The organism is Marivirga sp. (genome assembly GCF_051117495.1).
Classification (GTDB): Bacteria; Bacteroidota; Bacteroidia; order Cytophagales; family Cyclobacteriaceae; genus Marivirga.
Window position 1 is genome coordinate 213,593 of sequence record NZ_JBNPEF010000028.1, and the last position, 25,527, is coordinate 239,119.

Below are 25,527 nucleotides of genomic sequence, written 5' to 3' on the forward strand. Positions count from 1 at the left end.
AGAAGCGCGCGCCAGCATTAAATGTATTTTTACAATTTTTCTGTAAAATCAATCTTTACGGGTTTTAAAAGCATATTATTTGAAATTGAAGCACTAAATATATTCCGTGCGTAGTTCCCCCTTTGGGGGTTAGGGGGCTTTCCAACGTTTTTGACCGCCAACCCTCACGGCAAACCACATCAAATCCCTTTTCCATTTCTTAACTCCATGCTTTTTCATGGCTTTTAAAAACTCATCATCAGCGAATTTGCGGGATTTGTATTGGGTGTCATAGAGCCAATCGTGAAGGATGCAGGCTTGATAATGTTTGTCCAGCACGTTGATTACGGAGCGTGCCCATTGCGGAACGGTGGCGAAATCGGTTCGGTACTGAACGGGAATATATGTTTCTTCAACTGTGGAAAGTTGGAAAATCAATGGCTCTGCCAATTCAAAGAGGCATTTCTTTTTAATATTGTCGTAAAAAATAAAGCCTGAAATCATTTCTATTTCATCAATTATCTTCCAAGCAGATAAATCTTGATTGAAACTTGAAGCGTTTTCAAATATATTTTTCATTCTGAAGGTGGTAATACGGGTTGCTCTTGAATTAAATTACCGTTCATATCATAAACTTTGTAGGTAGATTGGATTAAGAACCTGAATATACCATTTGTGATGAACTTCAAAATTAAATTGGCAATCGGTGAATTAATGAAGGTTTGCCTATCTACTTCAGATGTGGTTCTTTTATATACATTTCTTTGAATCCTTTCTCCGGTTGGTGTAATCTGAAATTGATGCACCTCAGTTTTTATTACTCCTTTTTTGATGGTTAGTTCCTCAAATACTAAGACTGTTTTAAGTCCAGTAACTTCGTCTTGGTACTCTACTTCGACAATATCTTCCATGAAGGTGATGTCGTAGTTTTTTCCGTCTATTGTTAATTGTTGCATTATTTTATAGTTTAAATTGCTCCTCCGTCTGTTATAGTCCAATTAAATTGAGCAGGGTCAGTTAAATTTGCTCTAGCTGTTTCTGCTTCGCTTCCTGCTGTGTATTGCGTTGTTCCTAGTCCTAACAAAACCCCTTGTTCTAAGTTAGGTTTTTGACTTTCCCATCCAACTAATAAAGCATCGTAATTACTGGTTGATAAATCACTATCTAGGAACATATTATCTGCGAAGCTTAAATTTTGAACTACCCATGATGACGCATTAAAATTAGCAGATGTGTTTCTAAACATATTTCTTGTGTCATTTAATACTCCAGTACTCCAATTTGAAAGGTCTTGATTGAAAAGAGTGTTATCTTGAAACATTCCAAAGCCATTTATTAGCGAGGATACATTCCAAGTTGATATATCTTGATTGAAAGGGCAAGACCTAAACATTGATTGCATATTATTACAAGCTGATGTTACCCAAGAATTTAGGGGCTGATTGAATTGCGATTGAAAAAACATCGCACTCATAGTCGTAACATTTGATACATTCCATGTGTTTAGAGGTTTATTGTATTGCGAAGCTCTAAACATATCCTGCATATTTGTAACTCCTGAAACATTCCAGCTTGATATATCTATATTGAATACAGAACCTTGAAACATACTTCTCATAGTTGTCACACTAGATACATTCCAAGTTGATATATCTTGATTGAAAATAGTATTATTTTGAAACATATAACTCATATTATTACAATTAGATACATCCCATGTGGATATGTCTTGATTGAATGAGTTAGCGGATATAAACATTTCTGCTAAAGTGAAATTTGTCACAGAATTAAACGTCCATGCTGTAATATCTTGATTGAAGTCAGGGCATGAATGGAACATAGCTCTAAAGTCTATACAATTTGAAACATCCCAATTATTTAAGGGCTGATTAAAAGGTGTTCCAAAAAACATTATATCTAATTTAGATGCAGAACTAACATCCCAATTGTTTATGTTAGAATTAAAGCTAGTATCTCTAAAACATTGAGTAAACTCAGTAATTCCTGAAACATTCCAATTATTCATATTTACTCCACCTGTAAATGAAGTAGAATTAAGAAAAAAGCTAGCCATTGAATTGTTTCTAAAAGACTGAGGTATATCGGTACTTAAATCTTCTAAAAGTCCGCAATTCTCAAATCCAGCCCAGTTCAAAGCAGAACCCCATTGTTTTATGTATTTTATTCTAGGTTGATTTAATATTTTAATTCCATTTACAGTTCCAGTTAATACTACATCATAATTACCTGTATTTGAATAGTTATGTATTAAGTTAGCATCATTATAGGTTGTTATCGTGTTAATACTTCCATCTCCCCAATCTACTTCAAAATTGTAATTACCGTCCAAGAATAAAGTTATTTCAAATGTTTGATCTGGACTGTTAGTTTCTACTTCAAAAACAGTGCTTGTCGGGTCAACTAATTTTTTACCTCCTATAAAATGGCGTCTCATTAAATTATTCATGGCTATGCATCTTTTGTTATGGAGTAAATTTTTCTATCGGAACGCTCTCGTTCTACTATGATGATATTCACCACGGCTGGGTCATAATCCTCTGAAGTGGCTAATTTTTGCCAGCTTGCAGGCGGTGAAAAACTTGCTGCTTGTATGTATATTTTTTGAATCAGGTTTTTTGCAGCTGTTTCGGTATCGGTTAAAGTGGTTACTGTCAATGGTGCTAAATCAGTTCCGTATTGCGCTGGACGGTCGAAGGCTATTTCTGAGCCTGTTCTAACTATTGGATAAAGCTTGTAATATTCTTCCCAATCCCCATTTGCCAATTCAGCTGCAAAATCAGTACTTTCGAATGGTCTGGTGACATTATCATCTAACTTATAGAGTTGGCCTTGGTAATCCACTACTATTAAGCCAGATCCGAACAACCCATCCTGCCATGCTTTTATTCCGGATACTTCTGATTCGGAAACTACTTCCCAATAGAAATTCTGGTCAACGTTAATATCTGTTGGCGGGGCTTGTCCGCTGAAGCTGGCTTGCTTGGCTTTCCAAAGGCGGTTGATATACTCTACATATTTTTTGGCTTCTGCTGTTCCGTAGGTTTCTGCGGGGTCATATTCTAAATCCAAATCACCGTATTGGCCTGAGTTGGCAAATTCCAATATTTCCAGAAAGAGCTCTTTTAATTTGGTGGCTCGCTTGATAATCGGCTGGGTGTTTTGGATTACCAGGTTCTTTATTTGATTGTAAGTGAGTGCCATTAGTTTATTTCAATAAAATCTTGTCCAAAATCGGTGTCTAGTGTGATGGTGCTCCCGGGCTGGGCGGTGTAAATGGTTTCTCCCAATATATTTTTGATGGTAACGGGTAAGCAGGGCGTTTCCCCTGGCTCTGTTGGCTCGACTGTGTTGATCTCCCCATTATAAGGTAAAATCGGATTGCGGGTAATCGGACTTTCGAAACTGAAAGGGAAATGATTCCGTGAATCGGGGCGGTCGCCTGTTTCTAAATCTGCAAAAAACTTTAATGGGCTTTCCAAACTTCCTACCAGCCATCGGTAATTATTGAAGTCGTGATATACGAGTAGGAAATCTTTCCCATACATGGCGTTGATTTTCTCTCGTAGCTCGGGCGTAATTTTCGGGAGGCTTCCTTCCAGCACTGGGGCGAATACAGTTCCGTTTCGGTCGGTCTTTTGATTTTCTTTAAAGTTCAAGGTTTTTCGGCTTGACTTTCCTGTGAACCATCGGGCGGAATCTTTCAAAATGACTTCGGCACCATTTTGCGAAAGCACATCTTCCACGGGCACGAAGAAAAATTTCCAGACGCCTCCGAAATTGTCAACTATGATGGGAAAGTCTAAGTCTTGAATCATGGTGGAAATGTATAATTTTTAAGCTGATTTTTGAGCGACATTATTAAGACATCTTTTTTCATTTTTTTTTGCTTCCATAAATCTCTGGAAATGCTTGGCTAAGGATCTGTAATTGAAACTCCCACCTTCTTCGATGTCGTAAAATTCTAACCATTTATAAATGGCGTGCTTGAGTGGTACCACATCCTGAACCAAAAATAAATGATACATGCACTGGTCGCGCATGATGCCTTCTATAATACTGTTGAATTTGCAAATGGTGAAGGCTGTGAGATGTCTGCAGCTTTCTCGGAAGAAAAGCTTTTCGGGTACTTCTACGTGAAAATTTTCTATGTATTGATTAAGGAACTTTTCGTAATGCTTCCAATTGGCTTGCCTTCTTACTAAAGTGTAAATGATGGTGCCGATGTGGTCCCGCTCATTTAGGGTGTAGCCTTCGGGGTATTTTTCTTCTAAAAACTTAAGAACGTGAGGTTTTACGGGTATATTTAAAAGCATAGGCTAAGTTAAGTAGCCTGTTTGGATTGTTGCAAGTGTGGTTAGCGGTGGTGCGCTAGTTACAGCCCCCTAACCCCAAAAGGGGGAATTTTGGGTGCTAGATTGGGAGTTTTTTGCTTTAATCTGGTAGCAAAAGCGAGACGCTTGCGCTAGCTAGAGGTTATTTTTTAAAGAAATCAGTATTTAATCCTCTGCTATTATCATTGTTTTGTTTGTTTGATAATTTTATTTCAGTTCCATTTCCAAAACGGATATAGATTAAAGACATATCCATTTCTATTGGTTTTTCAATATGAAAATCTTTAGGAAAACCTTTTTTAACATCAATATCATCAATAGATATTATGTAATGCGAGTTTGATTTTAGAGGCATGATATTATTTATTGTAGTAATATAGCGTTTTTAGTTGTTCCTCGGTTAAATAATTAATATGTAAATGATCTCTCTGCTCTACTATTGAAATTATTTTAATAGTAGGACTAACAATTATACTCCATAATCTTACTTTATCATTGAAAGTATTATTGCTTTTTTTGATCGCTTGGAAAATTTCTTTCCTTCCGTTAAAGGAATTAAGATCTAATTCTTTTTCTATATTATTTTGAAGCATATCTAAGTTTTTTATTAGGAGTACTGACGTATGTTACTACTATTAATTTCTATCGGTTCAATTACATGCTGTTCTTCCACTTTTTTAATAATAAAATCATGGAGTTTTTTTTTAGATCCATCTGCATCAGATACAAACCTATAGTTTTTATTACCCTTAATAGTGAGCCTTAGATCCAAAATTTCTGAAAGCTGAAAATGAGCTACTTCTAAATCAGAATTTTTCGTGTAAACTTTTAAAGTTACCCATTCTTGATCTACTACTATTGTTTCATGAATTCCTAAAAGGAATATTTCTCTATGGATAGGTTCTTTAACCTTCGGACATTCCAAGCAAGAAGTAGGAAATAAACCGTGACTACATTTAGTATATACAAATTTCATAGGTTAATGCTTTGAATAGGTGAATATAATTGATTTAGGTGGACGGATGAAACGGTGGTGTATCTTTCGGTGGTTTTGCTTGAGCTATGGCCCAGTAGCACTTGAATTTCTCTTAAGCTTATGCCATGATCTAGCAAATGCGTGGCGTAGCTGTGCCGGAAGGTGTGGGCGGTGACTTCTTTTCTTACGCCTGCTTTGGCGGCTGCTCTTTTGATGATTTTGGAAATGCTGGTTGGGCTGTATTTTGCTCCTTTTGCACCTTCAATCATGTATTGATTTGGGCGGTACTGCTTATAGTACTGCTCCATGATGTTTAATATTCGCTCTTGGATTGGGATTAGTCTTTCTTTATTGCCTTTTCCTTTTACTTTCAGGAACATATTTTGGCGGTCAATCCAACTGAATTGCATATCAATTAATTCCTGCCTGCGGATCCCGAAGGAATACAGCAAAATAATAATCAATTTGTGCTTTAGATTATTGGTGGCTAATATGATGCGTTCTATTTCCTGCTGGCTGAGGACGATCGGTACTTTTTCTTCTCGCTTTGCAAAGGGTACGTATTGCAGCTTTTTAGGCTGATTAATAACGTAAATGTAGAAGTTTTTTAATGCTCCGTACATTTGCCTTTGATATGCTGGGGAAGATAGTCCGCTTAAATAAAACTTGATTTGCTCTGCTGATACTGCCTTTGGTTCTGCTTCTTTTTTGAAATGCTGAAAGTACATTTGCATACATCCGCAATAGGTTTTAATCGTATTTTCCTTCATGTTGGCCGACTTTAAAGCGGCTCGATACTTTTCTTTGTAGTTTCGAAAATCCATATTATAAGTATTTGTTGGTCAGTTAATTATTGTGTGTGGTTTTTAGCTTGATGTTCAGGCTCAATTGCGTTCCGTTCCTTCGTCACTACTCTTGACGGTAGCTTCATTTAAAATTTTTTCAAGCCAAATGTGTGCTTCTAATCCAAAAAAACAAAAGCTATACTTGTAGGAATATGGACTACTCCACCAAGTAGAAATACCAATGATTGTCCAATTAGCTCTACGCCTATGTTTTTTTTGAATCCATCTGTTTTCAAAGAATACTCTATCAAATCTCGTTTTCATAAAAAAAATTTTAAATTCTCACTACCTAATTGAGCCTGAACGGCTTTGCGCTCGTCCTAATCTAATTTATCAGATGACGGAACGAACGTGACCCGAACATGAGTTAAACCCAATTAAGGGTTTTCCTTTTTCTCGTACCTCAAAAAATCACCCTTAACATGGGTTTAGCGCAAATCCGTTAGCCACAAGTGCTACTTTTGTGTTCCAAATCAAAGTTTAGTGCTACTTGACCATAATTTATTTGCCCACGCTCTTTTGCTTTTTCAAAGCAATTGAAAATGTGAAGTCCAAAATCAGGATGAACACAATTTCTAAGGACTTGCCCAGGGCAATGATTCCCTTTGTAATAGATATTTCCTTCGTACTTTATACCAAGCCACTCTTTAAATTTCTCGGTTTCTTTGGTCGTTCCTTGCGTTATAAAGTTCTTAATGTTTGGCATTTCAAAATATTCAATATCAAAATTGCTCCATATTAAATGCCTTCCAAGTTCTTTTCGTGGTTTAATCAATGGCTCGTAATATGGTTTCACATTTTCTACTACCCAACTACCTTTATAAAAGTGGCTAAGGAAAATTATTACTTGCCACAATTGCAAATCAAAGAAGTCTGCTACATCGTGTCGGGTAGCTTTCATCATCTTACTATGCTTTTGGCAAGGTGGTGAAGCCCAAATAAAATCAAATTCGTTTCGGTGCTTTTTAAGGTAGTCCATTGCATCACCAACAATAACCGTGTCGTTTGGGTTATTGTCCTGGTACACCTTTGCAATTTTAGGGTCAAATTCTACTGCGGTAACATCTACATTTTGCAACTTTAGGCGATTGCCTCCAAGTCCAGCGTATAGATTCAGCATTTTAGTTTTTTGCCCTCGCTCAAATAAATTATTAGTATCGTTCATTTAATAAAGTTTTGTGGTTAATTGACCGCACCAGATGGCTAACACGTGCTATAATGCAGTTTGCCGCAGGCGCAACACAAGCCGCACCATAGCACCATCCGTTGAAGAAAATAACGCTTCGCTACGATGACTTCAGAAATGTCTTTTAGTTCCGCAATCACATGTCAAGTAAATAAATTGACTATCAGCTTCTCTATCATAAACCTTTCCGCAATCAAGACATTTCTTCCCATCATCGGTTATTTTCTCCAACGGCAACTCGCCAGATGCTAAATCACTTTCGCAGTTCTCCACGCTTGCGTGACTTTCTCCAACATCGTGTAAAACGCCAGACTTAGTGCTAGCATCTGAAACGCCTTCCGTATTTTCGCCCAATAAAGACAAAATTTGTTTAGTGCCTTCATCTACATTTAAAACTTTCATTCTAACAAGAATCATTGTATCTCTTATATCTTCTTTCATAATTTTGTTTTTATTGTTCTTCATCCGTCCAGCGTTTACACGAGTTGCCGTTGGCATTCATTTAGCCAACGCACGTTTACGCTCAATCTCTTTTATTACAGGCATCAATATTTCAATGTCGTGTTCATCTACTTCATGCCTTCTAAGGTCTTCAATTGAGATGAAATTACCTCTAAGACAGTCTTCTACTTCTGTACCGTTACCGTGTTCTTGAAGCATTGTAGCACAAGCACAAATGTATCCTTGTGTAAATGCCTTATTTCTTACTGTTAATCTTTTTGCCATCGCTCAAAAACGAAATGCCAACAATAAATAAACCCAATGGCGCAAGTTGGCGTTTTGCATCCTATTTTAAGTGGCGTGGGTTGCGCCACATGTGTTTATTAAAGCCGTTAGACGTCAATTCATCACTGGCATAGGCAAAACACCTTCAGGGAATATCCAAATCCAGTAAATATTATAGTCGTCAATCAAGTCCTTTTCGGCTGGGTAATATTCGATTGCAGTTACTTCTTCCCCGAAGATTTCATTTTTAATTTTCTGGATTTCATACCAATGATTTAAAATAGGTCTGTCATCATGTTTTTGAATCATTACTCTTATGGCTTTGCCAGTGCTTACGGGCTGATTGTCGTAAATCATAACTGTATAGCGTGTATTCCTGAAAGCCCTGGTCATTCCTCTGGGAAGCATACCTTTTTGATTCGATAAATCAATCTGCTCGAATTTGGTGACTGGCTTTTTGAATTCCTTTTTTGCTGCTATTCTTCTTTGTCTGGTGGTGTTCATCGCTTAATTTTTAGATTCATTAAACTTTGCTTTTAACTCCGATATAAAAGGATGATCTTTCCCAAGTTGCATTCTTTCATCATCTAATAATTCCTCAATCGATTGATAGGTAAAAGCAGTATATCTCCACATTTCTTTTAAAGCTTTCTCTTCTTCTTGAGTCATTTTTCGATCAGCGAATTCTTTCGCATAATAATAACCTTTATGTATTTCACTTCTTATTGGCCAGTATCCAAATAATGCCACAATTTTCCAGCTATTGGATTTTGTTCCGCTACTACGATATTTATAAGTTATTCTGCTCATAACTTTCGAGTTTTTTTTCTACTTAATTTTGATCTTAATTCTTCGACTTCCTCAAGCAGAATACTATAATCGTGTTCAATGTTCTTAATATTCTGTTTGTCAATTTTACTTACAGATATTAGTTCATCATACTTTACCCTCAGTTCATTCCTTTTCACCTCTAGTTCATCTTTAATCACTTCCAGTTCATTGCACTTCACTTGCAAGTCAACTTGGTTGAGGTGGGCTGACCATTTGGTGATGAAGAGTTCACTTAGCTTGTAATTGATGTAAGCCAATAGCCAGCTGATGAAAATACTGAATAGGATCCATTGCCAATCTCGGCTGAAATCGTAGGCTTTCCAGAAATAGAAGTTGATAATAAATGAGGAAATTCCGAAGACTACCGGGGCGGTGAATACGGTCTTATTGGTATAACGCCAGCGGTTGCCGGTCTGACCTTCGGTGCTTACCTTGTTATTAGCTGTGAAGAGCAAAATAATAAACTCTATGCCGATGGCTAGCCCAAAACTAGTCACATACAGTTTATAGCCTTGCATGCCTACGGATTGAAGCTGAATATAGAGCAGGGTTTGCGTTTCGAATATCATGGCCATGATGATCACCAGCAAGCCCAGTGTTACGGCTGAGCTGCTGGTGATGAATTTGGCAATACTGTGAATAGGGTTTTGCTTATCTGACATTTTCTAACTCCTTTATTTTTTGATATGTTTGCTCGGTTGGATAAATTGGAAATAAATCCAACTGATTAGGATCTTTAGGGTCATCCGGCTTATTTGGATTTGAAGGATCGTATGGATCACCACCAATTCCCCAATCCCATTTTACAAATTCGGTACAAGTTGGTTTTCCCTCTTCATTATAAATCCACTCAGATGGATATTCTTTATCTGTGACAGAATAAGCCATTGATCTCATCATGATATCACATTGCTTTTTCCCTTCAGGATTCGGATCACAATTAATACACTGCATGCAATGATCTTCTAAAAAAGACATTCCTTCTGTTCCGTTGCTTGGTTGATATTTACGACTCATTTACTACCTCCTTTCTAAACTTGATTACCCACACCCATGGGTTAAAATCCCAAGCACCTTCGCCATTGATGCTATCCCACAGGCTTTCGAAGCTGTTTCGAGGGTCAAAATAGTACACTTCATCGGATAGGTAATCTTTGTAAGAGTATTGGACATCTTTTTCCAATACTTCGATTCCTTCTGCGATAGCATCTTCTTTTGAAATGTTTTTTAAGCGATCTATTCCGATGGATTCTATTTTGAGCCAGATTCTAGCGTACTTTTTAGGCATGTGAATGGATGGTTTCCAGGTCCATGCTTCATCATTGGCTTCCCAATCTTTTCCTATTTCGGAAGCCTTATACACCACGCCTAATTGGTCATGTGCTAAGAAATCAAGTTCAGCCCAGGTTTCACGGATCCAAATTTTTGTGTGAATGGTACCGTATGGACATTTGATGTCCAAAATTTCACCCGATTTTCTGTTGATGGCGGAGATATAGCATTTATCTATTCCCCACTGGATGTCAATGTTTGCCCAGTCATTGGGGTTTTTATTAATTTCTTCTAGTCCGTTTGTTCTTCGGGTTTCGGTTTTATTGCCTTTAATAATGGATTCCACCATTTCGGTACTGAATAGCATGGGTTTTTCGTGTGAATTACTCATTAAAATTTTCCTCCTTTCTGCTTTTTCGGCTTGTTTTTCTTAGTCCGAATCTTCTGAATAGCTCCTTTTTGTGCTTTTGATTAAAGATTCCCATTTCCGTGCTGAGCTGTAGTCCTATGCTACAGCTTGCCATGATGATGCCGATGAGCAGCATCAAGCCACGGTGTTTTGTTCTGAATAGTAGTTGGTCTTTCATATTGTGTAGCCCCCTATCCCCCAAAGGGGGAATTAGTAAGCATTTTATTGGTTAAATATTTATTTAATTATTTACTGATACTGATATAAAGCATTGTTCATCAATCGTGCTATCCACATATTCAGTATTGAAATCATTTAAATCAAATTCATTATCCATTGCTCCTGAAAGGAGGAAGAAGTCTCTTACCAAATCTTCAACAAATGATTCATTACTCATGATGCGGTCTTTTTACGTGCTTCTAGTTTTCTGTCAATTTTCAAAATAAATTGGTCTAGCTCTGTTTCGTGCGTTTTTACGCTTGAAAGGATTGCTGGGGACTTTTTGCCGTCTGATTGCTTCTGTAAGCTTCTGACGTGCTTTATTTTGTTGAATAATTCTGTGAATAGTGGATTTGAATTGTTCATATTATGATAATTTTTGTTGAATGCCTTCCATTATTTCTCTTAAGCACTCTAGCATTTCATTTGAATATTCCTTTACTATCCTGTTATAGAATATCCAGATGCTTGCTCCTTGGCCAATGCTAATAGTTATTTTATTTTCACGTTCAGGAAGGCTTAGTTTCGTGAAGTTTTTTCGGTAAACTGACATGATTGCATCATGAAATACCAAATTTCTAGCTTTAGAAATATCTAAATTTCCATAAAGGTGTTTGCCTTCGAAAGTATCAAATAAGCTTTCCAAAAATGCTTTTAATGAAATAGTTTCATAGTAGCTTAAATTGATGGCCACTTTATTAGTAGGCGTTAATTTCACCTTAGGATTTCTTTTTTTAGTGGTGGTGCTCATGGCTTTTGAAATTTATTAGTTAATTTGGCTAGGTGATTCTTCCCTATTTCTTCGTGATTTTTCTGCGATTCAGTCCTAGCTTTTTTAATTTCAGCTTTACTGCTTCCTAAATAGAGTTCTTTGTATCGCTTGTAGAAGTGATCCACTTCGTTTTTCTCACGAGTATTGTTTTTAATCAACATAGCACAATAACGGTTAAGGCTCGATATATCCGGAAAGCGAGGTTTATCCAATGCCAGGACATCGCCTGTTTTGGCTTTATCATCGTCAATGAGATTTAAATAACCTCTTTTACCTTCCATCATTTCGTATATGCGGCTCATGAACTTCACCAGCTTTGTATTTTGGATATCGGAAAGCTCGTAGGCTTCCATATACATCACTAGAAAGTGCGGCTCGTTCAGCTTTTGATTGTCGTAGAAATAGATTGCGTCCGTTTCTTTTTCGGTGCCAAGGCTTTTTTTATGCAAATATCCAGCGTTGTAAAGCCTTACTATGCATTTTTGAAGCAGGATATCCTTATCCATCCTTTCGTTGCTCACGGAATGCTTGCTGTAGCCGGTGAGGATTTTCCCATTAGCCATGTAAATATTCCATTTGAAAGTGGAGTGAAGCGGGTCCCACTTATCGCGGTTGGCTTCGAATTTATTTTTTTTCTGTCTTTCTGACATGTTTTTGGTCGGTTTTAAAATCGTGCAAAATTTTATTCTGTTAACTATTGATTAACTCTGAGTAACTTGGAATAACTAAAAGGGTAAACTTGACAACTTGAAACTTATTGACAACTTGTTTTAAAAAACAAGGGTCTCAGGGTCTCCCCTAACGGAGAACAGAATATAAGCTAGTTTAAAAAATCCAATAAAAATTGGACGTAGCTTTCCTGTTTACGCTGATTTGAGACTTTGTCAAGCGTATCAATATGTATGAATTCCCTAATCCGCCACGTTAGCGTTCAGTTCATTCCCGTATGGTGGGTGAGGGGCTAAGTAAAGCCGGTGAGGTGATTAAAGTAGTTCATGCTGTGAAGCGTTTAAGTCCTAAAATTTCGTTTGTGATGTCTTCTGGGCTGATGTGATGCCCGTTTGAAGGGCACAAGCGAGACGGTTGCGTCAACTTGTTTTTTAGAGATGCTTGCGCCATCTCAGGATCAATATTTTTTAACTGGCTGAGTTTATCAATTGCTGTGGACAGCATTTGATATTCGTTTGCCATTTGTCTTTGTCTTATTTTAGCCTGGTCGTGGCCTTCGTCTTCTATAATGGACATGAACTCACGAGGGATTTCCCTTCGCTTGCTTTCCAGCCATACGATGATATCGTTCGTGTTGAATTCCATTATCTGTTCAGTTTATTTTGTGAGCCTATTATTTGGCTGAGCAGTTCAATATCCTTACGGATCATTACTTTTACATCGTCCGGAATATCTCTTTTCAGGATTTCCTTCTTCTGCTCTATGCTTTGGCGGATCTTCTTCGCATCCTCTTTGTTGGATTTTTCCATAAGCAATATGTTTTGATAGAACTGCTGGGTCCTTTTGGCTTTGTCGTGCATGGAAAGCACGCCCCTTTGCAGATGTTGCTGAGCCCTTATCATGCTCTTCATAGCTTCCGCTTTGCAGAAGTCCTGAAATTCGGGCGTTAGTATTTGATTCGTTGTGGTCATTTATTATTGTGTTTTGATTTCGATTTTAAACGAGCCTTGAAGCTTGTAGCTTCTGGATCGAGCTCACTGGCATTTTTTAGTTCCTCTGCAGGTATTTGCCAAGACTTTCCTCTTTTTGTGGCCGATATTTCGCCTGTATTGCAATGATACCTGACAGTGCTTTCAGGAATACCTGTTTTATCGGAAAACTCCTTACAAGTATAAAATGCTTTGTCATTTTGATTTTGAAGCTTTTCCACTTCACTAAGGAGCCTGTCAAGCTTGCGCATTAATACCAATGCATCCGCTTTGGTTAGCGGTTGCTGTAGGTCGTTGCTGTATGTAGTCTGCGCTTCTTGCATTGTTTTAATTATTGTAAAATAATGAGAGGCTAATCAAAGCCTCTCACTGGCTCCCCTATGCCTGGTTGGGAAATGTATAAAACCAACCAGATAATGAAATTGGACTAATATTTAGATTGATTGCTTGAACACCGTTCATTCGTTACCAATAGCCCACAAGCAATGCATTTAATTTCTTCTAGTTCGTGTTCTCGAAAAGCACAAGCGAGACGCTTGCGCTAGGCTATCATTGTTAGTGAAATAAAAGCGGCTAGCTTCGTAGCACCGCTTTTTAGGATTCAACATAACCATTAAACTATGAATACAATCATTGCCTAGAACACGAAGCTATATTGACGGAAGGCCTTTTGCTTTCCGTTTTGTAGCGGGGGCAGGACTCGAACCTGCGGTCTCTGGGTTATGAGCCCAGCGAGCTACCGAGTGCTCCACCCCGCAATATATTAGTATTGAGTATTAAGTAGCGAGTACTTAGTACTACTGCTTTTCAGTCTCAGGCGCTTCCTCAGACTGGTAATCAAATGCCTCTACAATTGGGCTTTCTTCTACTTTGGTTACCTGGAAGGAAACCATCATATTATTAAGGCTTTCGAAAATGCGGTCGTAGGCTTGTTTCACGTTTTGAGCCGTTACCAGCATATCATTAGTGATTTTCTTTTCCTTGCCGCTTTCCTCAGCCACGTAATAGACTACCCTGCATAGGTGCCAAATATCGGAATCTTCATACTTAAATAAGTCGACAATTTTAGACTTGGTAATTCCTTTGATTAGGAACTCTCCACGCACTCTTTCGCCCATTTCAGCGTAAATTCTTTCTTCTGCTTCGGTAAATGAAACAGCATCAACTAAGTACTGATGAACTACCGATTTGAGCCTTCCGACTTCATCTTCGATCATGTATTTTACTCGTGCTTTGAACCAAGTTTTCATAGGTCTTTATTTATTGTGTGAAGATTGATTTTCTATATGCTCTTTTTCAGCATCCCTAATTTCCTCAAGCTTTTTTGATTCGTAGGATTGAGTTTTTTCCTTTGTCCTAGCTTGCTTGTCTTTTTCTGCAGCTGCTTGAGCTTCTTCCAATCGCTGTTGGAATTTGGATTTATAAGCCGTTTTTCTGTTAGAGACATCAGTGTCCTTAACATCTTCATTTTCTGCTTTATCTGCTTTTCCCCAATCTGCATTGATTACTAAATCAGATGCTAGGTTTAGCGTATGCATTTGAAGCCCCATTTCTACCAAATCAATTAAAGCGTTAGAGAAAGGCATTTCCTTTCCGGTGGTTCTGAGTTTGAAAGCAATGTAATCGTACACGCTAGCACGGAGCTCAGCCGAGCAGTAAAACCTAACTTGGGCTTTTTTCTTTTCAGGGTCGAAGTTTTTAGTCTCTTTGGTCATGCTTACTATGTGCTTTAATTGTCAATTAGTCTAAAATTGTTAACTTTAAAGTCGTTTAAGCCGTTTAGACAAATATGTCATACAAATAACATATACAAATCAAGCAAATATTTCCAGACTATGCAAATATTTCCTAGAAATTGTATATAGATTTTTTATATGATAATATTTTTACATATAGTTTTTATCTATAAATCATGTTAAAAGAACACTACAATCACGGCTTAGACTCATTTAGAGCATATATTATGGAGTTTAAAGACCGTCTGCAAATATTTATGGCTGACAAAAATTTGTCAGCAAATGGACTAGCCACAAAGATGGGTTACGAGAGTGGTTCTAGAATTTCTAGGGTTCTTAGAGGTGAAGGTCATCCAAGTTTTGACTTCATCTCTAAATTATGTGAACTATACCCCGAACTCAGAATGGATTGGCTTATTAAGGGGGATGGTAATATGTATAAAAAAGCTATCTATAAAGAGGATGAAGATAAAGAACCATCTAAATCATCCGAACCCAAAATTTTTTACGAAAGCGGAGAAATGGATATTGATGATATGGTTGATGAATTAAAGAAGAATCAAATAGATTTTTTCAATAAGCTAAAATATTTAATGAAAAACAAAAAATAGTATATACAAATAGTAACTACCAAAACTAAAACCTATATAAATGAATTTTGTAACTTTTGATTTTGAAACAGCTACTTCCGAAAGAAGCTCTGCTTGTCAAATAGGATTCACATTTGTTAAAGATGGTGAAATTGAAAGCTCTAAATCGTACCTCATAAAACCACCTCAATTCCCCTATTTTGATGAATTTAATATTAGCATTCATGGTATAACGCCAAATGACGTGAAAGACTCTCCCTATATAAATGAATTGTGGGATGAATTAAAACCAATCTTTCAAGATAATTTTATTATTGCTCATAATGCTGGTTTTGATATGAGTGTTTTGAGACACTCATTAGACCATTTTAATATAGACTATCCGCTTTGTAATTATGGTTGCACCTATATTTTTTCAAAAAAAGTATGGCCAGAAGCTCTAAGTTTTGGTTTAGCTGATTTATCAAACCAGTTTAATATTGAATTAAATCATCATGACGCTGAATCTGACAGCAGAGCCACTGCTAAATTAGCTAAGAATATTCTGGATACTGTAGGTGTAAATGACTTTAATAAAATAACCGAAAAGATAGAGGTCAGATTAGGTGAATTGTTTCCAGAGGGCTACCATCCATGTGGTAGCATTTATAAAAGGACTTATTCACCTAAAGAAAAAATAGTTGGGAATCCTGAGTTATTCAACCAAGATTCTTTTTTCTATGGAAAAAATGTTGTGTTCACTGGGAAATTGACTTCTATGCTGAGAACTGAAGCTCAACAACTAATTGCAGATATAGGAGGTAATAATCAAAGAGGTGTAACAAGTACTACCAATGTATTAGTGATGGGTCAGCAAGATTTTAGACAGCTGGGAGATTCTAATATGAGCAAAAAACAAATGAAAGCTTATGATTTACGGAAATCAGGAGTTGATATTGAAATTATAAGTGAGAATCAGTTTTTGGAGTTTTTATAATAAAATGAAGGCACATCACGAAGAATTTTACAATATGTTGAAAGTAGTTATTAAAAGCAAGAAATAAATATAGCTGATAAGTTAAACCAAAGCCTTATAATGAAGCAAAACCAAATCAAAATAGCTCAGCTTGTTTTAGATATTATATACAATGAAGATGGTAAATGTAATATCGAAAAACTATCGAATGAATTCGAAAATGCAGGCTTTGATTTTTATGATGGTGCTTACCAAGCTAACATTCATATCATTAATGTCTTGGAAAAACAGGATATCATAAACACCAAGAGAGAGAACCTGAATCACCCGTATTTTTTTGAACTCACAGATAAGGGTTACCATGTATCAAAACAAGGTTATGCTAATTGGCTGAAGGAAAGAAATATTTTAGAAAATCTTAAGAACAAAAAGATAAAGGCTTCTTTCTACGGTCAAATAATATCTATCACCATTGCTGTAATAGCTCTTGCTAATAGTCTCTACTCAAGCTTTCAGTATAAATCTGATTTACAGGACATAGAAAATAAAATAAAACTGATGCAATACAAGCAAAATCAAAATGATAATATTAACAATAGCGAGTTTTCGAGTCCTATTAATGATTTGATCATTAGAGACTCCACTAAAAAAGATACGATCCAATAATTTTTTCATGTTTCAAATATTGCAGAAAGCAATTGCGTATCAGAAGACATTATTAAAATCAAATAAAGGAACATCAAGAAGAATTTTACAATATGTTGAAAGTAGTTATAAAAAGCAAGAAATAAACCAAAGCCTATGGATAGAGAAGTAGTGGTTAATCAAATAGCGTATTCGAAAGAGTTCTTAAATAGCTTGAAAGAGAATGAAGAGCCAACATCAGATTATATTCAAGATAAATTGACTAGTTTTAAATATACTATATCGATTTTTGAGCAGGGTAAAGCCTTTAATTCTATTAATGAATTTATACTTGAAAAATTATCCAACATAGAAAGTAAGCTTGACGCTAATCCGCCACCTTCTCAAACAAAGGCTCTTTCAAAATCTCTTCAATCGGCTGCAAAGAAGTATATTGACTTAATACAGCGCGAACTGAACTCAATCGATTTAAAATAGCTATCATCTCTTTTTCATTTTGAAATGGAAAACAGATTAATTTGGAAGATGTAGCGGCTAAAGATGAATTACGTTCCTCAACATCCACTACTGATAATTGACTGTAGATATTTCTTTTTGAAACAGTAATCATAATGTTGTCGAGCTTGTATTTATCGTAATATTTTGTCTTTTCCGTTAGCTCAAAAAGAGAATAAAGGGGGTGGTTGGGTATCAATGCTTCCATGTTTCAAATATTACAGAAAGCAATTGCGTATCAGAAGACATTTTTTTAATATGCAGTTTAAACCAAAACATAATACTATGAGAAATTTAATTACAATGATGTTCGTTGGGGTGCTGATTATTGCAGCAACATCTTTTTCTAATGCTCAGATACAAAAAAAGGAGGTTAGAAGCTGGGAGAAGGTGGGCAATTACTGGGGAATGCTTGAATTGCATGTAGCGGATGATGGTTTGTACAGATTTACCTATCAAGACATAAAATTTCAAACCAAAAAAGTATATAAAACTTTTTATATGTATGATGAAGATGATGCTTTAGCTTATTTATATAATGAAATTATGAAAGGATTTGAAACAATGCCTGAAAAACCCTTGGTTTTTGAAATGCCTGACGATAAAATTACAATACATTTTGAAAAAAGTTTGGGTGTACCTAATGCATGGGTATATCATAAAGATTTAAGTTCTGGTATTGAAGGTAAATTGCCTAATCTTACTGTTAACAGAGTAGTAAAGTGGTTCGGTCAGGATTGAAATCATGTCTATAAAATATAAGTTACTGATTTATAAGGTTTAATTTTAGCCTTCTAAGCAGTAGGTCTCAGGTTCGAATCCTGAACGGATCACTAAAAAGCCCTTTATTTAATTATAGAGGGCTTTTTTTTTATAGATTGAGAAGAATCTAAAAATATTTCAAATTTTCGAAAAAGAGAGGTATCTTCAATATTACTCTTTTTTTAAAAAATAGTTGAGACTTCCGATTTCTCCTAAATCTTGAGTCCATTTCAAAGATTTTTCACTTAATGCCTCTATCTTGAATTTTACTGGTGAATTTTCTAAGTCGGAATATGTTAATATTAGTAAATTACTATCAGCCAAATACTCAAATTTCCCATTTTTACCGTTTGAAACAAGTTGTGATTTAATGCTAAAAGTTTTATCCCCATAAAATGAATAAGTTGCTGATAACACTTCATCTCTAGCTCCATTAATTAAAGCTTGAGAAAATTGAGGGGTTTTAGCTTCAAATTCTGAAACTGTCCATTTTCCTATTAGTTCCTCTTCTTCCAACTTATTTCCACAACCAATTAGTAAAAGACTAAAAACTACAACTAATGATTTTATAATGTTCATGACTTAAATCTACAATTAATTCAACAAGATAAATCAATTTTAAATAAGGGATTCAATACAATAGTTTTGATCCCCTATCCTCAATCTGCTCTTTCACCCATTCAATATATGCCTGCTTTTTGAAGTCAAACCAATCTTGGCGATATTCAGATGCGTCTATTAAATCCTTAAAGTTGCGGAAAGGCTTACGATTGGAGAGTTTTTTGAATGCTTCAGCTTTAAAGTCCTCATCTTTTAAAGAAATGGCAAAATCCTCCATGACCTTAAAACTCTGCCGTGAATCCATTTTTTCAAAGCGGTCATAGTTATTACGATCATTTTCAATTTTGTCAATAATTTCTTCCCAAAGTTCTTCTTCCATCATTTCATCTGGATAGAATTCAATGGTTTCAGTGGGACAATGATAAAAGCATAGCATACCACATTCAAGGTATTCAGCAATTTCTTCTATATGTTCCTCTGAAATTGGCATTGGATTTTAATTTTCCATACCAATTTATGAATTTTCATTATTATATAAAAGAATTGAATTGATAGCATCATGGGATAGTTTTTGATAGGAACACTTTTTTAATTTGGCAGGATTGAATAAAAATGCAACGCCTTTATAAAACCCGTTTGTTACATTTGGCTATGAATTCCTGAAACTAGTACTTTATGCTTTCTCCGCAAACTGATGCACTTCATTAATTACAAAACATTAGAATAATTAAGCTCCACAGTTTGCCAATGCTCTATCCTTGAGTGCCAGCTATGAAAAGCAAGTATAATCTACAAAATGCGAAGCAAATGGATTATATGTTGTAAGAAGAAGTGTTTATTATTAACTCTCATTGATCAAAAATCCGCATTCAAACGATAGCAAAATCCTATGATCATTCGCCCATAGAAGAGTAGCAAGAATATCCAGTTTATTTGTTTAATTGTCTTGTTGTCCTTTATGATAATACGAAATATTATTATGGTTAATCCAACTATGCTTATCATCCCTAGATAGACCGAGCTGCCAAGATACTGCCATTCCCAATTCTTTTCATCCGGATTCAAATTGTGCACTTTTATATAGGTTTCCTGGTTTGCGTAAAATTCAGAAATATCGAATGGTATTAATACCAGAATCATTAGTAGAAGAAAGGCTACTATTCCTGTCAGAATTATCTCTATTTTTATTTTGTTATTCACTTTCCACACTAATTCATGCCAAATGACGAATAAATATACTTTTGTTACGTTAATTCAATTTATATTTATAGCAATCTACTGAAATAATAGTTAATTTAAAAGCCGATTATTAGGCTAGTAATTCAATACCCCAAAAATGAACGGAATAAATCCCATTGCAATTTAAGCCATAAGTTATGTAGATTTTACAGGGTTAGAATATTTCAAAAAAGAAGTTCATTTCATTTTAGAAGATGATCAATTTGATCAAAATTTCACCCCTCGCCTATCCCACTCATTCTTACATTAATTGATAATTATTGGGATTATTTCAGTTTAAGTCAATTTTCTTTATATTCATTAAAAAATTAAGATAATGCAAAAGATATTGATCGGCTTTTTGCTGTTGAGCTTCACCACTGTAGTCATGGCACAAAAGCGGAAACTACCACCTACCCTTAACAGCTGGAACCATAATGAATATGCACCCAAATTAACGGCTGACGGTCGCACCATTCTATACATGTCTGATTATACAGAGTCGGGAAAAGCAGAGATTTTCATAAGCACCGCCATTGGTAATACCTGGCAAAGAGGAGAACCAATGGATATCCCCAATAAAGATATGATTCCTTTTGGTGCCTATAATATATCCTATGATGGTGAAAAACTGATTTATGCCATTCGAAAAGGACCAAATATTGGTGGCTATGATATCCGTTTTCAACAAAAACAGGGCAATAAGTGGTCACCGGCCATCAATCCCGGTAAACCACTTAATTCGAGCTTACATGAGATGGATCCAACCCTTTCTGCCGATGGAAAAACCCTCTATTTTAGTCGATGTGAAACCCTAGACCCAGTCACCGGAAACTGTAAAATCTTTGCTGCAGAGTATCTAGGAGATGTTTATTGGAAAGAACCTCAAGAAATTAAATTGGATTTAGCCTCAAGCTCTTTCGTTAATCCGGTAATCTTACCCGACAATAAAAGCCTTTATTTTGCTGCGCTCAATAATGCAGGCAATTACGATTTTTATATGAGCCGTAAAGAGGAAGATAGCTGGTCTAAACCTATTGCTATGGATTTTTTGAATACCGATGCCCATGATCGTTATATAGGCGTTACCGCTTTGGGAGATGTAGCCTACATTCATGAAAAAGATGAAAGGGGCTATGATTTATTTATGGTTAAAGTGCCAGAAGAATTTCAACCATCCAAAGTCTATTACCTGGAAGGAAATGTCAACAATTTGCCAGCTAAGGCCTTGGTGAAAGCTATTGATATTGAAACAGGCGTGGAACTGAGTCGCTTCATATTGGATCCCGAGGAAAAGACATTTGGCGTCTATTTAGCAGAAGGACATCAAGTAGATTTCTCCATTGAAACCAAAGAGCCGGGTTTTGGCTATTACAGTGAATTTTTAGACCTTCAAAACTTAAAATCTTCTCAAAAGGTAGTACAGGATATCACCCTAGCCTCCTTGCAGGAAGGTGAACCTTATCCGCTTTCCATAGCCTTCAAAGAACAATCAACTGATTTTGCATTAAATGCAGAAGAGGAGTTTACTCGCTTGATTACCTTGATGAAGCAAAACCGAAATTTCCATTTTAGACTGGAAGTCTATCAGCGAAGCATTACCGAATCGGAAAAGTATGCTGATAGTCTGCCAGAAATTCGCTATGATACCCTTTTAGTAAGTACCAATCAGACAGATAGTCTTACCTCAGAGGATAATCTGGCTTCAATGGATAGTCTTTCTACTGGGAATAGTTTTGCTTCAGAGACTGATAGCACAGCCGTAGCGAAAGAGCCGTCAGAAAAAATTGTGACCATTTACCACAATGATTTGACTCAAAAAAGAGCCGATGCCATTAAAACATATTTGCTGGACAAAGGCGTGCCGGAAGATATGTTTAGCACCAATGGAATGGGTGAAAATACTGAACTCAAGTATTCTGATTCGGAACGAAAACGAAATTGTAAAGTGGTCTTTCGATTGGAATAGAATTATAAGGTTTTGTAGGTAAATTATTGGTTGGAGAAGGGTAGAATATTTTTTTATAGTAATCTTTTTTTTGATAACGTTTAGTGTATGAGCAGTAGCGGATTTTATACCACTGCTATCCTAATAACAATATACTTTAATTAAATGAAAAATGGTTTGAGTTAGCACCCAAACCGCTATTGCTTATACACCGTGTTGAACGAATCCGCCTAAGGGCGGAAGCCTGCCGTTTTGTTCAGACTTCCGTAACTTAGGTTGAGTTATTCATTCATTAAATTCTAAGTTATGAAAAAAAAGTAAAACCCTAATCGAAAAAGCCTGTGAAATCGTGCCTGGCTTTGGTCTGCAGTACAAAAGGCTGAGAAGAAGTATCGACATTGCTGGAAAGAGCCAAAGTACCTTGACCAACTATGGGAGATGTTTGGCGCACATGGGCCTGTATCTTCAATGTGATTTGCTGGAACTCGATGACGAGCAGGTCCTCGATTATTTGTATAGGCTGAAGTCTAAAAGGAAGACCCCTTCCGATAGCTTTTTCAAGCATACCGTTTACTGACTCCGCTATCTCTATAGGATATTCGAGCAAAGGGAAAGCAGGGTGATATTGCCTTCCATTGAAAGACAGAAGGCTCTACCCGTTGTATTAAGCCAACAGGAAGTGCGCTTGCTTCTGAAGACGCCCAAACTGCTCAAGCACCGGTTAATGATGGCCCTGCTTTATGGTTGCGGATTGAGGAATTTTGAGCTTTGCAACCTTAAAATTGTCCACTTAGACTTGGAAAGGAAACAGCTTCATGTCCAACAGGGCAAAGGAAGGAAAGATCGGTATGTTCCGCTTTGCGATTTGCTGGTTCGTGGCGTGAACACTTACCTCCAAGCTGAAAAACCCACGGAATACCTTTTCAACGGACAATCTGATGAAGATGGGGGACATACCCAACTATCCACGCGGGGAGTGCAATGGGTCATGCGGCAAGCTAGGCAACAATCGGGCATCAAGAAGCAAATTACCGCCCATACCCTGCGGCACAGTTATGCAACCCATTTGTTGGAAATGGGTACCGATATCATGACGCTCAAGGATTTGCTCGGTCACGGGGATATTCAGACTACCTTAGGTTACCTGCATGTAGCAAGAGTGGGCAGAGCATTGCCCTTTTCTCCTTTAGAGAAATTGTACCAGTCATGAGGCCTGCTTTTGAAGTACAGCAAATCTTGCAACAACAGCTGCACGAACTGCCCGTACTGATCGGCAACAGCTGGAAGCGAAGGACGTTGTATGCCCTAGCAAAATGCCGGACCTCTGCAATGGGAGGGCATATCGACCGTTGCGACAACCCAAAATGCAGGAAACTTCACCTTAGCTACAACAGCTGCCGCAACAGGCACTGCCCGAAATGCCAAGGCCACCTGCAACAAAAGTGGGTACGGGAAAGGGAAAAGGACCTGCTCAACACTTCTTATTTCCATACTGTATTCACCTTACCTGACACACTTAACCCAATAGCCTTGGGAGAGCCCAGATTGCTATATGCACTATTGTTCAAAACAGCTTGGCAAGTGGTTAGAGATTTTGCGGCCAACCCGAAGTTTATGGGAGCCCACAACGGCATGATTGCCGTGCTGCATACTTGGGGACAGAACTTGAGCCTGCACCCCCATTTGCACTGCATTATTCCAGCCGGGGGACTGGGCAAATCCGGGAAATGGAAAGAAGGCAAAGGAAAGGACAAATTCCTTTTCCCCGTAAAGGCCATGGGCAAGGTGTTCAGGGCAAAGATGGTGGCAGCTTTGAGGAAAGAAGAACTGCTGGACAAGCAACAAGCCCAACTGTTGTTCAAAAAGAACTGGGTGGTTTATTGTAAACAGCCTTTTTACGGCCCTGCCCAAGTAGTGGAATACCTGGGCAGATATACCCATAAGATTGGCATTAGTAACCACCGGTTGATCGATGTGGGCAAAGATGCTGTCAAATTTTCGGCCAAAGACTATCGTAAAGGTGGTAAAAAGCATATGGTGACATTAAAACCAATGGAATTTATCAGAAGGTTTTCCATGCATAACCTGTCCCGAGAATCGGGATCTTGCCCAAGGGATTTACCCGAATCAGGCACTTTGGTATTTTATCAGGAGGCCGTAAAAAGGATTGCAAGACCCTCATAGATGCACAAATTGGCAAACTGGAAATTGTAATCCTAGAGTTTAGGGGTACATGCCTGGGAATCTGCCCTACTTGTAAAAAAGGAAGGCTGCAGACCGTGGCCGTATTCGACCAAAGAGGGCCGCCAAAGCACTGGCTCAAAAAATTACAGGCACATTAAAAAAGGAAACGGCTGTGGGCATCACAGGAAAGCTATGCCCAAAAAGCACCAAAACACCCGAAAAATGGCCTTTTTCAACCTTAAAAAATCAAAAAGATCAAATCGACAGTAATGAAAACCCGATTTGATCATTCCTCATGCTTAGAAGCACCCGCTTTTGAGCCTTGAAATTCACGATCAATACTTCGATTTTCCCATAGGGGCTTGCAGTTCTTGCCGACCTCTGATTCGCTCAACATTGCATTCATGTTGGGTCGTGCCGACCACACGAATGCTTAGTTGTTAGGGGCAGTTTTTTTTATTTTATCCAACCAACGGATTTTCTCCATTCGTCATACTCTCTTTTTCTTGCTTCATAATCTTTTGGTGGTCGTTGATTTTCAGTTTTAATTCTTGCTCTCATGACCTTAATCTGTTCTTCAAGAGAATTAAGACCAATCGCTTTCCTTCTCTTGTTAACCTTGTCGTACTCGTCCATTTTTACTGGACTCATTTCTCCATTTTCGTCCCAATCAAATTGCGTTCCGTATAGTTGAGGATTACCTTCAAAAACAGCAACTCGGTCGGTTAAATAAGCAAAGTCTATTTTGTCTGCTTGCCCATTTTCAACTTCTATTTCCATTAGTGCAGCACATTTTTTCATGAAGTCTGGTTGTCCAATAGAATGTTGGATTATTAACCAAGCTGCATTACTTGCTTCTTCGCCTAATTTTTCAGAAGTCGGAAACCCAATTACATCTATAATTCGATTAAGTTCTTCCGCATTACTGTCATGAATCACTTTCATTTCCTGATTATAGCCATTCGAAAGAGTTCCATTTTTTATCAATTTGGCTCTGAGCTTATCGTCCTTTTCCTTAAGTCCTAAAATTGTCTTCGAGATTTTTTCGAAGTCCATATGCTCGTTTCTTTTAATTGCCCCTAACATTATAGCGTTTTATTCATCGTTCTCTAAAAGTAATTAAAAAAAGGTAAAATCCCCATTTCTGTTAATGTGATTTAAGAGCAGTAAGAATGATGAATAAAACGTTGTTGGACTGAGCCGATGGG

The 25,527-nt window shown here is 37.1% G+C and carries 39 protein-coding genes, 1 tRNA gene and 1 pseudogene; 7 read left to right on the plus strand and 34 right to left on the minus strand.

What is annotated here, in order from left to right:
* Window positions 1-129 precede the first annotated feature (129 nt).
* The 30 genes from ACFE0M_RS15495 to ACFE0M_RS15640 form a co-directional block, all read right to left on the minus strand.
* Window positions 130-558: a DUF1353 domain-containing protein gene (locus tag ACFE0M_RS15495; protein WP_434546693.1), complete on the minus strand. Its 429-nt coding sequence runs from the start codon at window positions 556-558 to the stop codon at window positions 130-132.
* Entirely contained in the window at window positions 555-935 is a 381-nt protein-coding gene (locus ACFE0M_RS15500; RefSeq protein ID WP_434546694.1) for a hypothetical protein, read from the minus strand. The genes ACFE0M_RS15495 and ACFE0M_RS15500 overlap by 4 nt, the downstream gene beginning before the upstream one ends.
* Window positions 936-946: 11 nt before the next feature.
* Window positions 947-2,446: a BspA family leucine-rich repeat surface protein gene (locus ACFE0M_RS15505; protein WP_434546695.1), complete on the minus strand. Its 1,500-nt coding sequence runs from the start codon at window positions 2,444-2,446 to the stop codon at window positions 947-949.
* Between the two features lie 2 nt (window positions 2,447-2,448).
* Window positions 2,449-3,201, minus strand: a complete 753-nt coding sequence (locus tag ACFE0M_RS15510) for a hypothetical protein (protein WP_434546696.1) — start codon at window positions 3,199-3,201, stop codon at window positions 2,449-2,451.
* Window positions 3,201-3,749, minus strand: coding sequence for a hypothetical protein (locus ACFE0M_RS15515; protein ID WP_434546697.1), 549 nt, complete (start codon window positions 3,747-3,749; stop codon window positions 3,201-3,203). Before ACFE0M_RS15515 ends, ACFE0M_RS15510 begins: the two co-directional genes overlap by 1 nt.
* A gap of 84 nt (window positions 3,750-3,833) precedes the next feature.
* Window positions 3,834-4,313, minus strand: a complete 480-nt coding sequence (locus ACFE0M_RS15520; RefSeq protein WP_434546698.1) for a hypothetical protein — start codon at window positions 4,311-4,313, stop codon at window positions 3,834-3,836.
* Between the two features lie 160 nt (window positions 4,314-4,473).
* Window positions 4,474-4,686: a hypothetical protein gene (locus ACFE0M_RS15525; RefSeq protein WP_434546699.1), complete on the minus strand. Its 213-nt coding sequence runs from the start codon at window positions 4,684-4,686 to the stop codon at window positions 4,474-4,476.
* 4 nt (window positions 4,687-4,690) lie between these two features.
* Window positions 4,691-4,924: a hypothetical protein gene (locus ACFE0M_RS15530; protein WP_434546700.1), complete on the minus strand. Its 234-nt coding sequence runs from the start codon at window positions 4,922-4,924 to the stop codon at window positions 4,691-4,693.
* 14 nt (window positions 4,925-4,938) lie between these two features.
* Complete coding sequence (locus ACFE0M_RS15535) at window positions 4,939-5,307, minus strand: hypothetical protein (protein WP_434546701.1); 369 nt, start codon at window positions 5,305-5,307, stop codon at window positions 4,939-4,941.
* Window positions 5,304-6,131, minus strand: a complete 828-nt coding sequence (locus ACFE0M_RS15540; protein WP_434546702.1) for a tyrosine-type recombinase/integrase — start codon at window positions 6,129-6,131, stop codon at window positions 5,304-5,306. Before ACFE0M_RS15540 ends, ACFE0M_RS15535 begins: the two co-directional genes overlap by 4 nt.
* 60 nt (window positions 6,132-6,191) lie before the next feature.
* Entirely contained in the window at window positions 6,192-6,416 is a 225-nt protein-coding gene (locus tag ACFE0M_RS15545) for a hypothetical protein (protein WP_434546703.1), read from the minus strand.
* Window positions 6,417-6,594: 178 nt separating this feature from the next.
* Window positions 6,595-7,317 (minus strand): DNA cytosine methyltransferase, encoded by a 723-nt coding sequence (locus ACFE0M_RS15550; protein ID WP_434546704.1) that lies wholly within the window; start codon window positions 7,315-7,317, stop codon window positions 6,595-6,597.
* Window positions 7,318-7,449: 132 nt separating this feature from the next.
* Entirely contained in the window at window positions 7,450-7,803 is a 354-nt protein-coding gene (locus tag ACFE0M_RS15555) for a hypothetical protein (protein WP_434546705.1), read from the minus strand.
* Between the two features lie 33 nt (window positions 7,804-7,836).
* Window positions 7,837-8,064 carry a hypothetical protein gene (locus ACFE0M_RS15560; RefSeq protein ID WP_434546706.1) on the minus strand — a complete coding sequence of 76 codons (228 nt, stop codon included), beginning with the start codon at window positions 8,062-8,064 and terminating at the stop codon, window positions 7,837-7,839.
* 114 nt (window positions 8,065-8,178) lie between these two features.
* Window positions 8,179-8,568, minus strand: coding sequence for a DUF7694 domain-containing protein (locus ACFE0M_RS15565; RefSeq protein WP_434546707.1), 390 nt, complete (start codon window positions 8,566-8,568; stop codon window positions 8,179-8,181).
* Between the two features lie 3 nt (window positions 8,569-8,571).
* Window positions 8,572-8,874 (minus strand): hypothetical protein, encoded by a 303-nt coding sequence (locus tag ACFE0M_RS15570; protein WP_434546708.1) that lies wholly within the window; start codon window positions 8,872-8,874, stop codon window positions 8,572-8,574.
* A complete protein-coding gene (locus tag ACFE0M_RS15575) occupies window positions 8,871-9,557 on the minus strand; it encodes a hypothetical protein (RefSeq protein ID WP_434546709.1) in 687 nt (228 codons plus the stop codon). The genes ACFE0M_RS15570 and ACFE0M_RS15575 overlap by 4 nt, the downstream gene beginning before the upstream one ends.
* Complete coding sequence (locus tag ACFE0M_RS15580; protein ID WP_434546710.1) at window positions 9,547-9,912, minus strand: hypothetical protein; 366 nt, start codon at window positions 9,910-9,912, stop codon at window positions 9,547-9,549. The genes ACFE0M_RS15575 and ACFE0M_RS15580 overlap by 11 nt, the downstream gene beginning before the upstream one ends.
* Window positions 9,902-10,558, minus strand: a complete 657-nt coding sequence (locus ACFE0M_RS15585; protein ID WP_434546711.1) for a hypothetical protein — start codon at window positions 10,556-10,558, stop codon at window positions 9,902-9,904. The genes ACFE0M_RS15580 and ACFE0M_RS15585 overlap by 11 nt, the downstream gene beginning before the upstream one ends.
* Complete coding sequence (locus tag ACFE0M_RS15590; protein WP_434546712.1) at window positions 10,551-10,754, minus strand: hypothetical protein; 204 nt, start codon at window positions 10,752-10,754, stop codon at window positions 10,551-10,553. Before ACFE0M_RS15590 ends, ACFE0M_RS15585 begins: the two co-directional genes overlap by 8 nt.
* A 63-nt stretch (window positions 10,755-10,817) precedes the next feature.
* Window positions 10,818-10,973 carry a hypothetical protein gene (locus ACFE0M_RS15595; RefSeq protein WP_434546713.1) on the minus strand — a complete coding sequence of 52 codons (156 nt, stop codon included), beginning with the start codon at window positions 10,971-10,973 and terminating at the stop codon, window positions 10,818-10,820.
* Window positions 10,970-11,161 carry a hypothetical protein gene (locus ACFE0M_RS15600; protein ID WP_434546714.1) on the minus strand — a complete coding sequence of 64 codons (192 nt, stop codon included), beginning with the start codon at window positions 11,159-11,161 and terminating at the stop codon, window positions 10,970-10,972. Before ACFE0M_RS15600 ends, ACFE0M_RS15595 begins: the two co-directional genes overlap by 4 nt.
* Window position 11,162: 1 nt before the next feature.
* A complete protein-coding gene (locus ACFE0M_RS15605) occupies window positions 11,163-11,546 on the minus strand; it encodes a hypothetical protein (RefSeq protein WP_434546715.1) in 384 nt (127 codons plus the stop codon).
* Entirely contained in the window at window positions 11,543-12,217 is a 675-nt protein-coding gene (locus ACFE0M_RS15610; protein WP_434546716.1) for a hypothetical protein, read from the minus strand. Before ACFE0M_RS15610 ends, ACFE0M_RS15605 begins: the two co-directional genes overlap by 4 nt.
* A gap of 343 nt (window positions 12,218-12,560) precedes the next feature.
* Window positions 12,561-12,881: a hypothetical protein gene (locus tag ACFE0M_RS15615; protein WP_434546717.1), complete on the minus strand. Its 321-nt coding sequence runs from the start codon at window positions 12,879-12,881 to the stop codon at window positions 12,561-12,563.
* On the minus strand, window positions 12,881-13,207 hold the full coding sequence (locus ACFE0M_RS15620) for a hypothetical protein (protein ID WP_434546718.1): 327 nt from the start codon (window positions 13,205-13,207) through the stop codon (window positions 12,881-12,883). Before ACFE0M_RS15620 ends, ACFE0M_RS15615 begins: the two co-directional genes overlap by 1 nt.
* Complete coding sequence (locus ACFE0M_RS15625) at window positions 13,204-13,548, minus strand: helix-turn-helix domain-containing protein (protein WP_434546719.1); 345 nt, start codon at window positions 13,546-13,548, stop codon at window positions 13,204-13,206. The genes ACFE0M_RS15620 and ACFE0M_RS15625 overlap by 4 nt, the downstream gene beginning before the upstream one ends.
* Before the next feature lie 362 nt (window positions 13,549-13,910).
* A tRNA-Met gene (locus tag ACFE0M_RS15630) sits at window positions 13,911-13,983 on the minus strand.
* Between the two features lie 39 nt (window positions 13,984-14,022).
* Window positions 14,023-14,475 (minus strand): DUF4494 domain-containing protein, encoded by a 453-nt coding sequence (locus ACFE0M_RS15635; protein ID WP_434546720.1) that lies wholly within the window; start codon window positions 14,473-14,475, stop codon window positions 14,023-14,025.
* A 6-nt stretch (window positions 14,476-14,481) separates the two neighbouring features.
* A complete protein-coding gene (locus ACFE0M_RS15640; protein ID WP_434546721.1) occupies window positions 14,482-14,940 on the minus strand; it encodes a hypothetical protein in 459 nt (152 codons plus the stop codon).
* A 197-nt stretch (window positions 14,941-15,137) separates the two neighbouring features.
* Here ACFE0M_RS15640 and ACFE0M_RS15645 point away from each other — a divergent pair, with 197 nt between their 5' ends.
* From ACFE0M_RS15645 to ACFE0M_RS15655, 3 genes are all read left to right on the plus strand, one after another.
* Window positions 15,138-15,572 (plus strand): helix-turn-helix domain-containing protein, encoded by a 435-nt coding sequence (locus tag ACFE0M_RS15645; protein ID WP_434546722.1) that lies wholly within the window; start codon window positions 15,138-15,140, stop codon window positions 15,570-15,572.
* Between the two features lie 40 nt (window positions 15,573-15,612).
* Window positions 15,613-16,527: an exonuclease domain-containing protein gene (locus tag ACFE0M_RS15650; RefSeq protein WP_434546723.1), complete on the plus strand. Its 915-nt coding sequence runs from the start codon at window positions 15,613-15,615 to the stop codon at window positions 16,525-16,527.
* Window positions 16,528-16,626: 99 nt separating this feature from the next.
* Window positions 16,627-17,172 carry a hypothetical protein gene (locus ACFE0M_RS15655; RefSeq protein WP_434546724.1) on the plus strand — a complete coding sequence of 182 codons (546 nt, stop codon included), beginning with the start codon at window positions 16,627-16,629 and terminating at the stop codon, window positions 17,170-17,172.
* 346 nt (window positions 17,173-17,518) lie between these two features.
* On the opposite strand, the gene ACFE0M_RS15660 is transcribed toward ACFE0M_RS15655, so the two are convergent.
* Window positions 17,519-17,854: a hypothetical protein gene (locus ACFE0M_RS15660; RefSeq protein WP_434546725.1), complete on the minus strand. Its 336-nt coding sequence runs from the start codon at window positions 17,852-17,854 to the stop codon at window positions 17,519-17,521.
* 77 nt (window positions 17,855-17,931) lie between these two features.
* Between ACFE0M_RS15660 and ACFE0M_RS15665 the strand changes: the two genes are divergently transcribed.
* Window positions 17,932-18,387 (plus strand): hypothetical protein, encoded by a 456-nt coding sequence (locus ACFE0M_RS15665; RefSeq protein WP_434546726.1) that lies wholly within the window; start codon window positions 17,932-17,934, stop codon window positions 18,385-18,387.
* Between the two features lie 192 nt (window positions 18,388-18,579).
* Here ACFE0M_RS15665 and ACFE0M_RS15670 read toward each other — a convergent pair whose 3' ends face one another.
* Together ACFE0M_RS15670 and ACFE0M_RS15675 are read right to left on the minus strand one after the other, a co-directional pair.
* Window positions 18,580-18,987, minus strand: coding sequence for a hypothetical protein (locus tag ACFE0M_RS15670; protein WP_434546727.1), 408 nt, complete (start codon window positions 18,985-18,987; stop codon window positions 18,580-18,582).
* A 52-nt stretch (window positions 18,988-19,039) separates the two neighbouring features.
* Window positions 19,040-19,459, minus strand: a complete 420-nt coding sequence (locus ACFE0M_RS15675) for a UPF0158 family protein (protein WP_434546728.1) — start codon at window positions 19,457-19,459, stop codon at window positions 19,040-19,042.
* Between the two features lie 1,065 nt (window positions 19,460-20,524).
* Here ACFE0M_RS15675 and ACFE0M_RS15680 point away from each other — a divergent pair.
* From ACFE0M_RS15680 to ACFE0M_RS15690, 3 genes and pseudogenes are all read left to right on the plus strand, one after another.
* Entirely contained in the window at window positions 20,525-22,156 is a 1,632-nt protein-coding gene (locus tag ACFE0M_RS15680) for an OmpA family protein (protein WP_434546729.1), read from the plus strand.
* Window positions 22,157-22,760: 604 nt separating this feature from the next.
* Entirely contained in the window at window positions 22,761-23,345 is a 585-nt protein-coding gene (locus ACFE0M_RS15685; RefSeq protein ID WP_434546730.1) for a tyrosine-type recombinase/integrase, read from the plus strand.
* Window positions 23,342-24,477 (plus strand): annotated as a pseudogene (locus ACFE0M_RS15690) (IS91 family transposase). The gene ACFE0M_RS15685 and the pseudogene ACFE0M_RS15690 overlap by 4 nt, the downstream one beginning before the upstream one ends.
* A 298-nt stretch (window positions 24,478-24,775) precedes the next feature.
* Here ACFE0M_RS15690 and ACFE0M_RS15695 read toward each other — a convergent pair.
* Window positions 24,776-25,405 carry a DUF6624 domain-containing protein gene (locus ACFE0M_RS15695; protein ID WP_434546731.1) on the minus strand — a complete coding sequence of 210 codons (630 nt, stop codon included), beginning with the start codon at window positions 25,403-25,405 and terminating at the stop codon, window positions 24,776-24,778.
* Window positions 25,406-25,527: the final 122 nt, after the last annotated feature.

Excerpts from the sequence above, each read along its gene's own strand:
- ACFE0M_RS15595 (WP_434546713.1), bottom strand. The coding sequence starts at position 10,973 with ATGAGTAATGAATCATTTGTTGAAGATTTGGTAAGAGACTTCTTCCTC.
- ACFE0M_RS15635 (WP_434546720.1), bottom strand. The coding sequence starts at position 14,475 with ATGAAAACTTGGTTCAAAGCACGAGTAAAATACATGATCGAAGATGAA.
- ACFE0M_RS15660 (WP_434546725.1), bottom strand. The coding sequence starts at position 17,854 with ATGGAAGCATTGATACCCAACCACCCCCTTTATTCTCTTTTTGAGCTA.
- ACFE0M_RS15585 (WP_434546711.1), bottom strand. The coding sequence starts at position 10,558 with ATGAGTAATTCACACGAAAAACCCATGCTATTCAGTACCGAAATGGTG.
- ACFE0M_RS15590 (WP_434546712.1), bottom strand. The coding sequence starts at position 10,754 with ATGAAAGACCAACTACTATTCAGAACAAAACACCGTGGCTTGATGCTG.
- ACFE0M_RS15605 (WP_434546715.1), bottom strand. The coding sequence starts at position 11,546 with ATGAGCACCACCACTAAAAAAAGAAATCCTAAGGTGAAATTAACGCCT.
- ACFE0M_RS15640 (WP_434546721.1), bottom strand. The coding sequence starts at position 14,940 with ATGACCAAAGAGACTAAAAACTTCGACCCTGAAAAGAAAAAAGCCCAA.
- ACFE0M_RS15505 (WP_434546695.1), bottom strand. The coding sequence starts at position 2,446 with ATGAATAATTTAATGAGACGCCATTTTATAGGAGGTAAAAAATTAGTT.
- ACFE0M_RS15560 (WP_434546706.1), bottom strand. The coding sequence starts at position 8,064 with ATGGCAAAAAGATTAACAGTAAGAAATAAGGCATTTACACAAGGATAC.
- ACFE0M_RS15580 (WP_434546710.1), bottom strand. The coding sequence starts at position 9,912 with ATGAGTCGTAAATATCAACCAAGCAACGGAACAGAAGGAATGTCTTTT.
- ACFE0M_RS15670 (WP_434546727.1), bottom strand. The coding sequence starts at position 18,987 with ATGAACATTATAAAATCATTAGTTGTAGTTTTTAGTCTTTTACTAATT.
- ACFE0M_RS15620 (WP_434546718.1), bottom strand. The coding sequence starts at position 13,207 with ATGACCACAACGAATCAAATACTAACGCCCGAATTTCAGGACTTCTGC.
- ACFE0M_RS15680 (WP_434546729.1), top strand. The coding sequence starts at position 20,525 with ATGCAAAAGATATTGATCGGCTTTTTGCTGTTGAGCTTCACCACTGTA.
- ACFE0M_RS15610 (WP_434546716.1), bottom strand. The coding sequence starts at position 12,217 with ATGTCAGAAAGACAGAAAAAAAATAAATTCGAAGCCAACCGCGATAAG.
- ACFE0M_RS15535 (WP_434546701.1), bottom strand. The coding sequence starts at position 5,307 with ATGAAATTTGTATATACTAAATGTAGTCACGGTTTATTTCCTACTTCT.
- ACFE0M_RS15555 (WP_434546705.1), bottom strand. The coding sequence starts at position 7,803 with ATGAAGAACAATAAAAACAAAATTATGAAAGAAGATATAAGAGATACA.
- ACFE0M_RS15625 (WP_434546719.1), bottom strand. The coding sequence starts at position 13,548 with ATGCAAGAAGCGCAGACTACATACAGCAACGACCTACAGCAACCGCTA.
- ACFE0M_RS15575 (WP_434546709.1), bottom strand. The coding sequence starts at position 9,557 with ATGTCAGATAAGCAAAACCCTATTCACAGTATTGCCAAATTCATCACC.
- ACFE0M_RS15650 (WP_434546723.1), top strand. The coding sequence starts at position 15,613 with ATGAATTTTGTAACTTTTGATTTTGAAACAGCTACTTCCGAAAGAAGC.
- ACFE0M_RS15540 (WP_434546702.1), bottom strand. The coding sequence starts at position 6,131 with ATGGATTTTCGAAACTACAAAGAAAAGTATCGAGCCGCTTTAAAGTCG.
- ACFE0M_RS15510 (WP_434546696.1), bottom strand. The coding sequence starts at position 3,201 with ATGGCACTCACTTACAATCAAATAAAGAACCTGGTAATCCAAAACACC.
- ACFE0M_RS15645 (WP_434546722.1), top strand. The coding sequence starts at position 15,138 with ATGTTAAAAGAACACTACAATCACGGCTTAGACTCATTTAGAGCATAT.
- ACFE0M_RS15520 (WP_434546698.1), bottom strand. The coding sequence starts at position 4,313 with ATGCTTTTAAATATACCCGTAAAACCTCACGTTCTTAAGTTTTTAGAA.
- ACFE0M_RS15655 (WP_434546724.1), top strand. The coding sequence starts at position 16,627 with ATGAAGCAAAACCAAATCAAAATAGCTCAGCTTGTTTTAGATATTATA.
- ACFE0M_RS15500 (WP_434546694.1), bottom strand. The coding sequence starts at position 935 with ATGCAACAATTAACAATAGACGGAAAAAACTACGACATCACCTTCATG.
- ACFE0M_RS15545 (WP_434546703.1), bottom strand. The coding sequence starts at position 6,416 with ATGAAAACGAGATTTGATAGAGTATTCTTTGAAAACAGATGGATTCAA.
- ACFE0M_RS15675 (WP_434546728.1), bottom strand. The coding sequence starts at position 19,459 with ATGCCAATTTCAGAGGAACATATAGAAGAAATTGCTGAATACCTTGAA.
- ACFE0M_RS15615 (WP_434546717.1), bottom strand. The coding sequence starts at position 12,881 with ATGGAATTCAACACGAACGATATCATCGTATGGCTGGAAAGCAAGCGA.
- ACFE0M_RS15530 (WP_434546700.1), bottom strand. The coding sequence starts at position 4,924 with ATGCTTCAAAATAATATAGAAAAAGAATTAGATCTTAATTCCTTTAAC.
- ACFE0M_RS15495 (WP_434546693.1), bottom strand. The coding sequence starts at position 558 with ATGAAAAATATATTTGAAAACGCTTCAAGTTTCAATCAAGATTTATCT.
- ACFE0M_RS15550 (WP_434546704.1), bottom strand. The coding sequence starts at position 7,317 with ATGAACGATACTAATAATTTATTTGAGCGAGGGCAAAAAACTAAAATG.
- ACFE0M_RS15665 (WP_434546726.1), top strand. The coding sequence starts at position 17,932 with ATGAGAAATTTAATTACAATGATGTTCGTTGGGGTGCTGATTATTGCA.
- ACFE0M_RS15600 (WP_434546714.1), bottom strand. The coding sequence starts at position 11,161 with ATGAACAATTCAAATCCACTATTCACAGAATTATTCAACAAAATAAAG.
- ACFE0M_RS15565 (WP_434546707.1), bottom strand. The coding sequence starts at position 8,568 with ATGAACACCACCAGACAAAGAAGAATAGCAGCAAAAAAGGAATTCAAA.
- ACFE0M_RS15695 (WP_434546731.1), bottom strand. The coding sequence starts at position 25,405 with ATGTTAGGGGCAATTAAAAGAAACGAGCATATGGACTTCGAAAAAATC.
- ACFE0M_RS15525 (WP_434546699.1), bottom strand. The coding sequence starts at position 4,686 with ATGCCTCTAAAATCAAACTCGCATTACATAATATCTATTGATGATATT.
- ACFE0M_RS15570 (WP_434546708.1), bottom strand. The coding sequence starts at position 8,874 with ATGAGCAGAATAACTTATAAATATCGTAGTAGCGGAACAAAATCCAAT.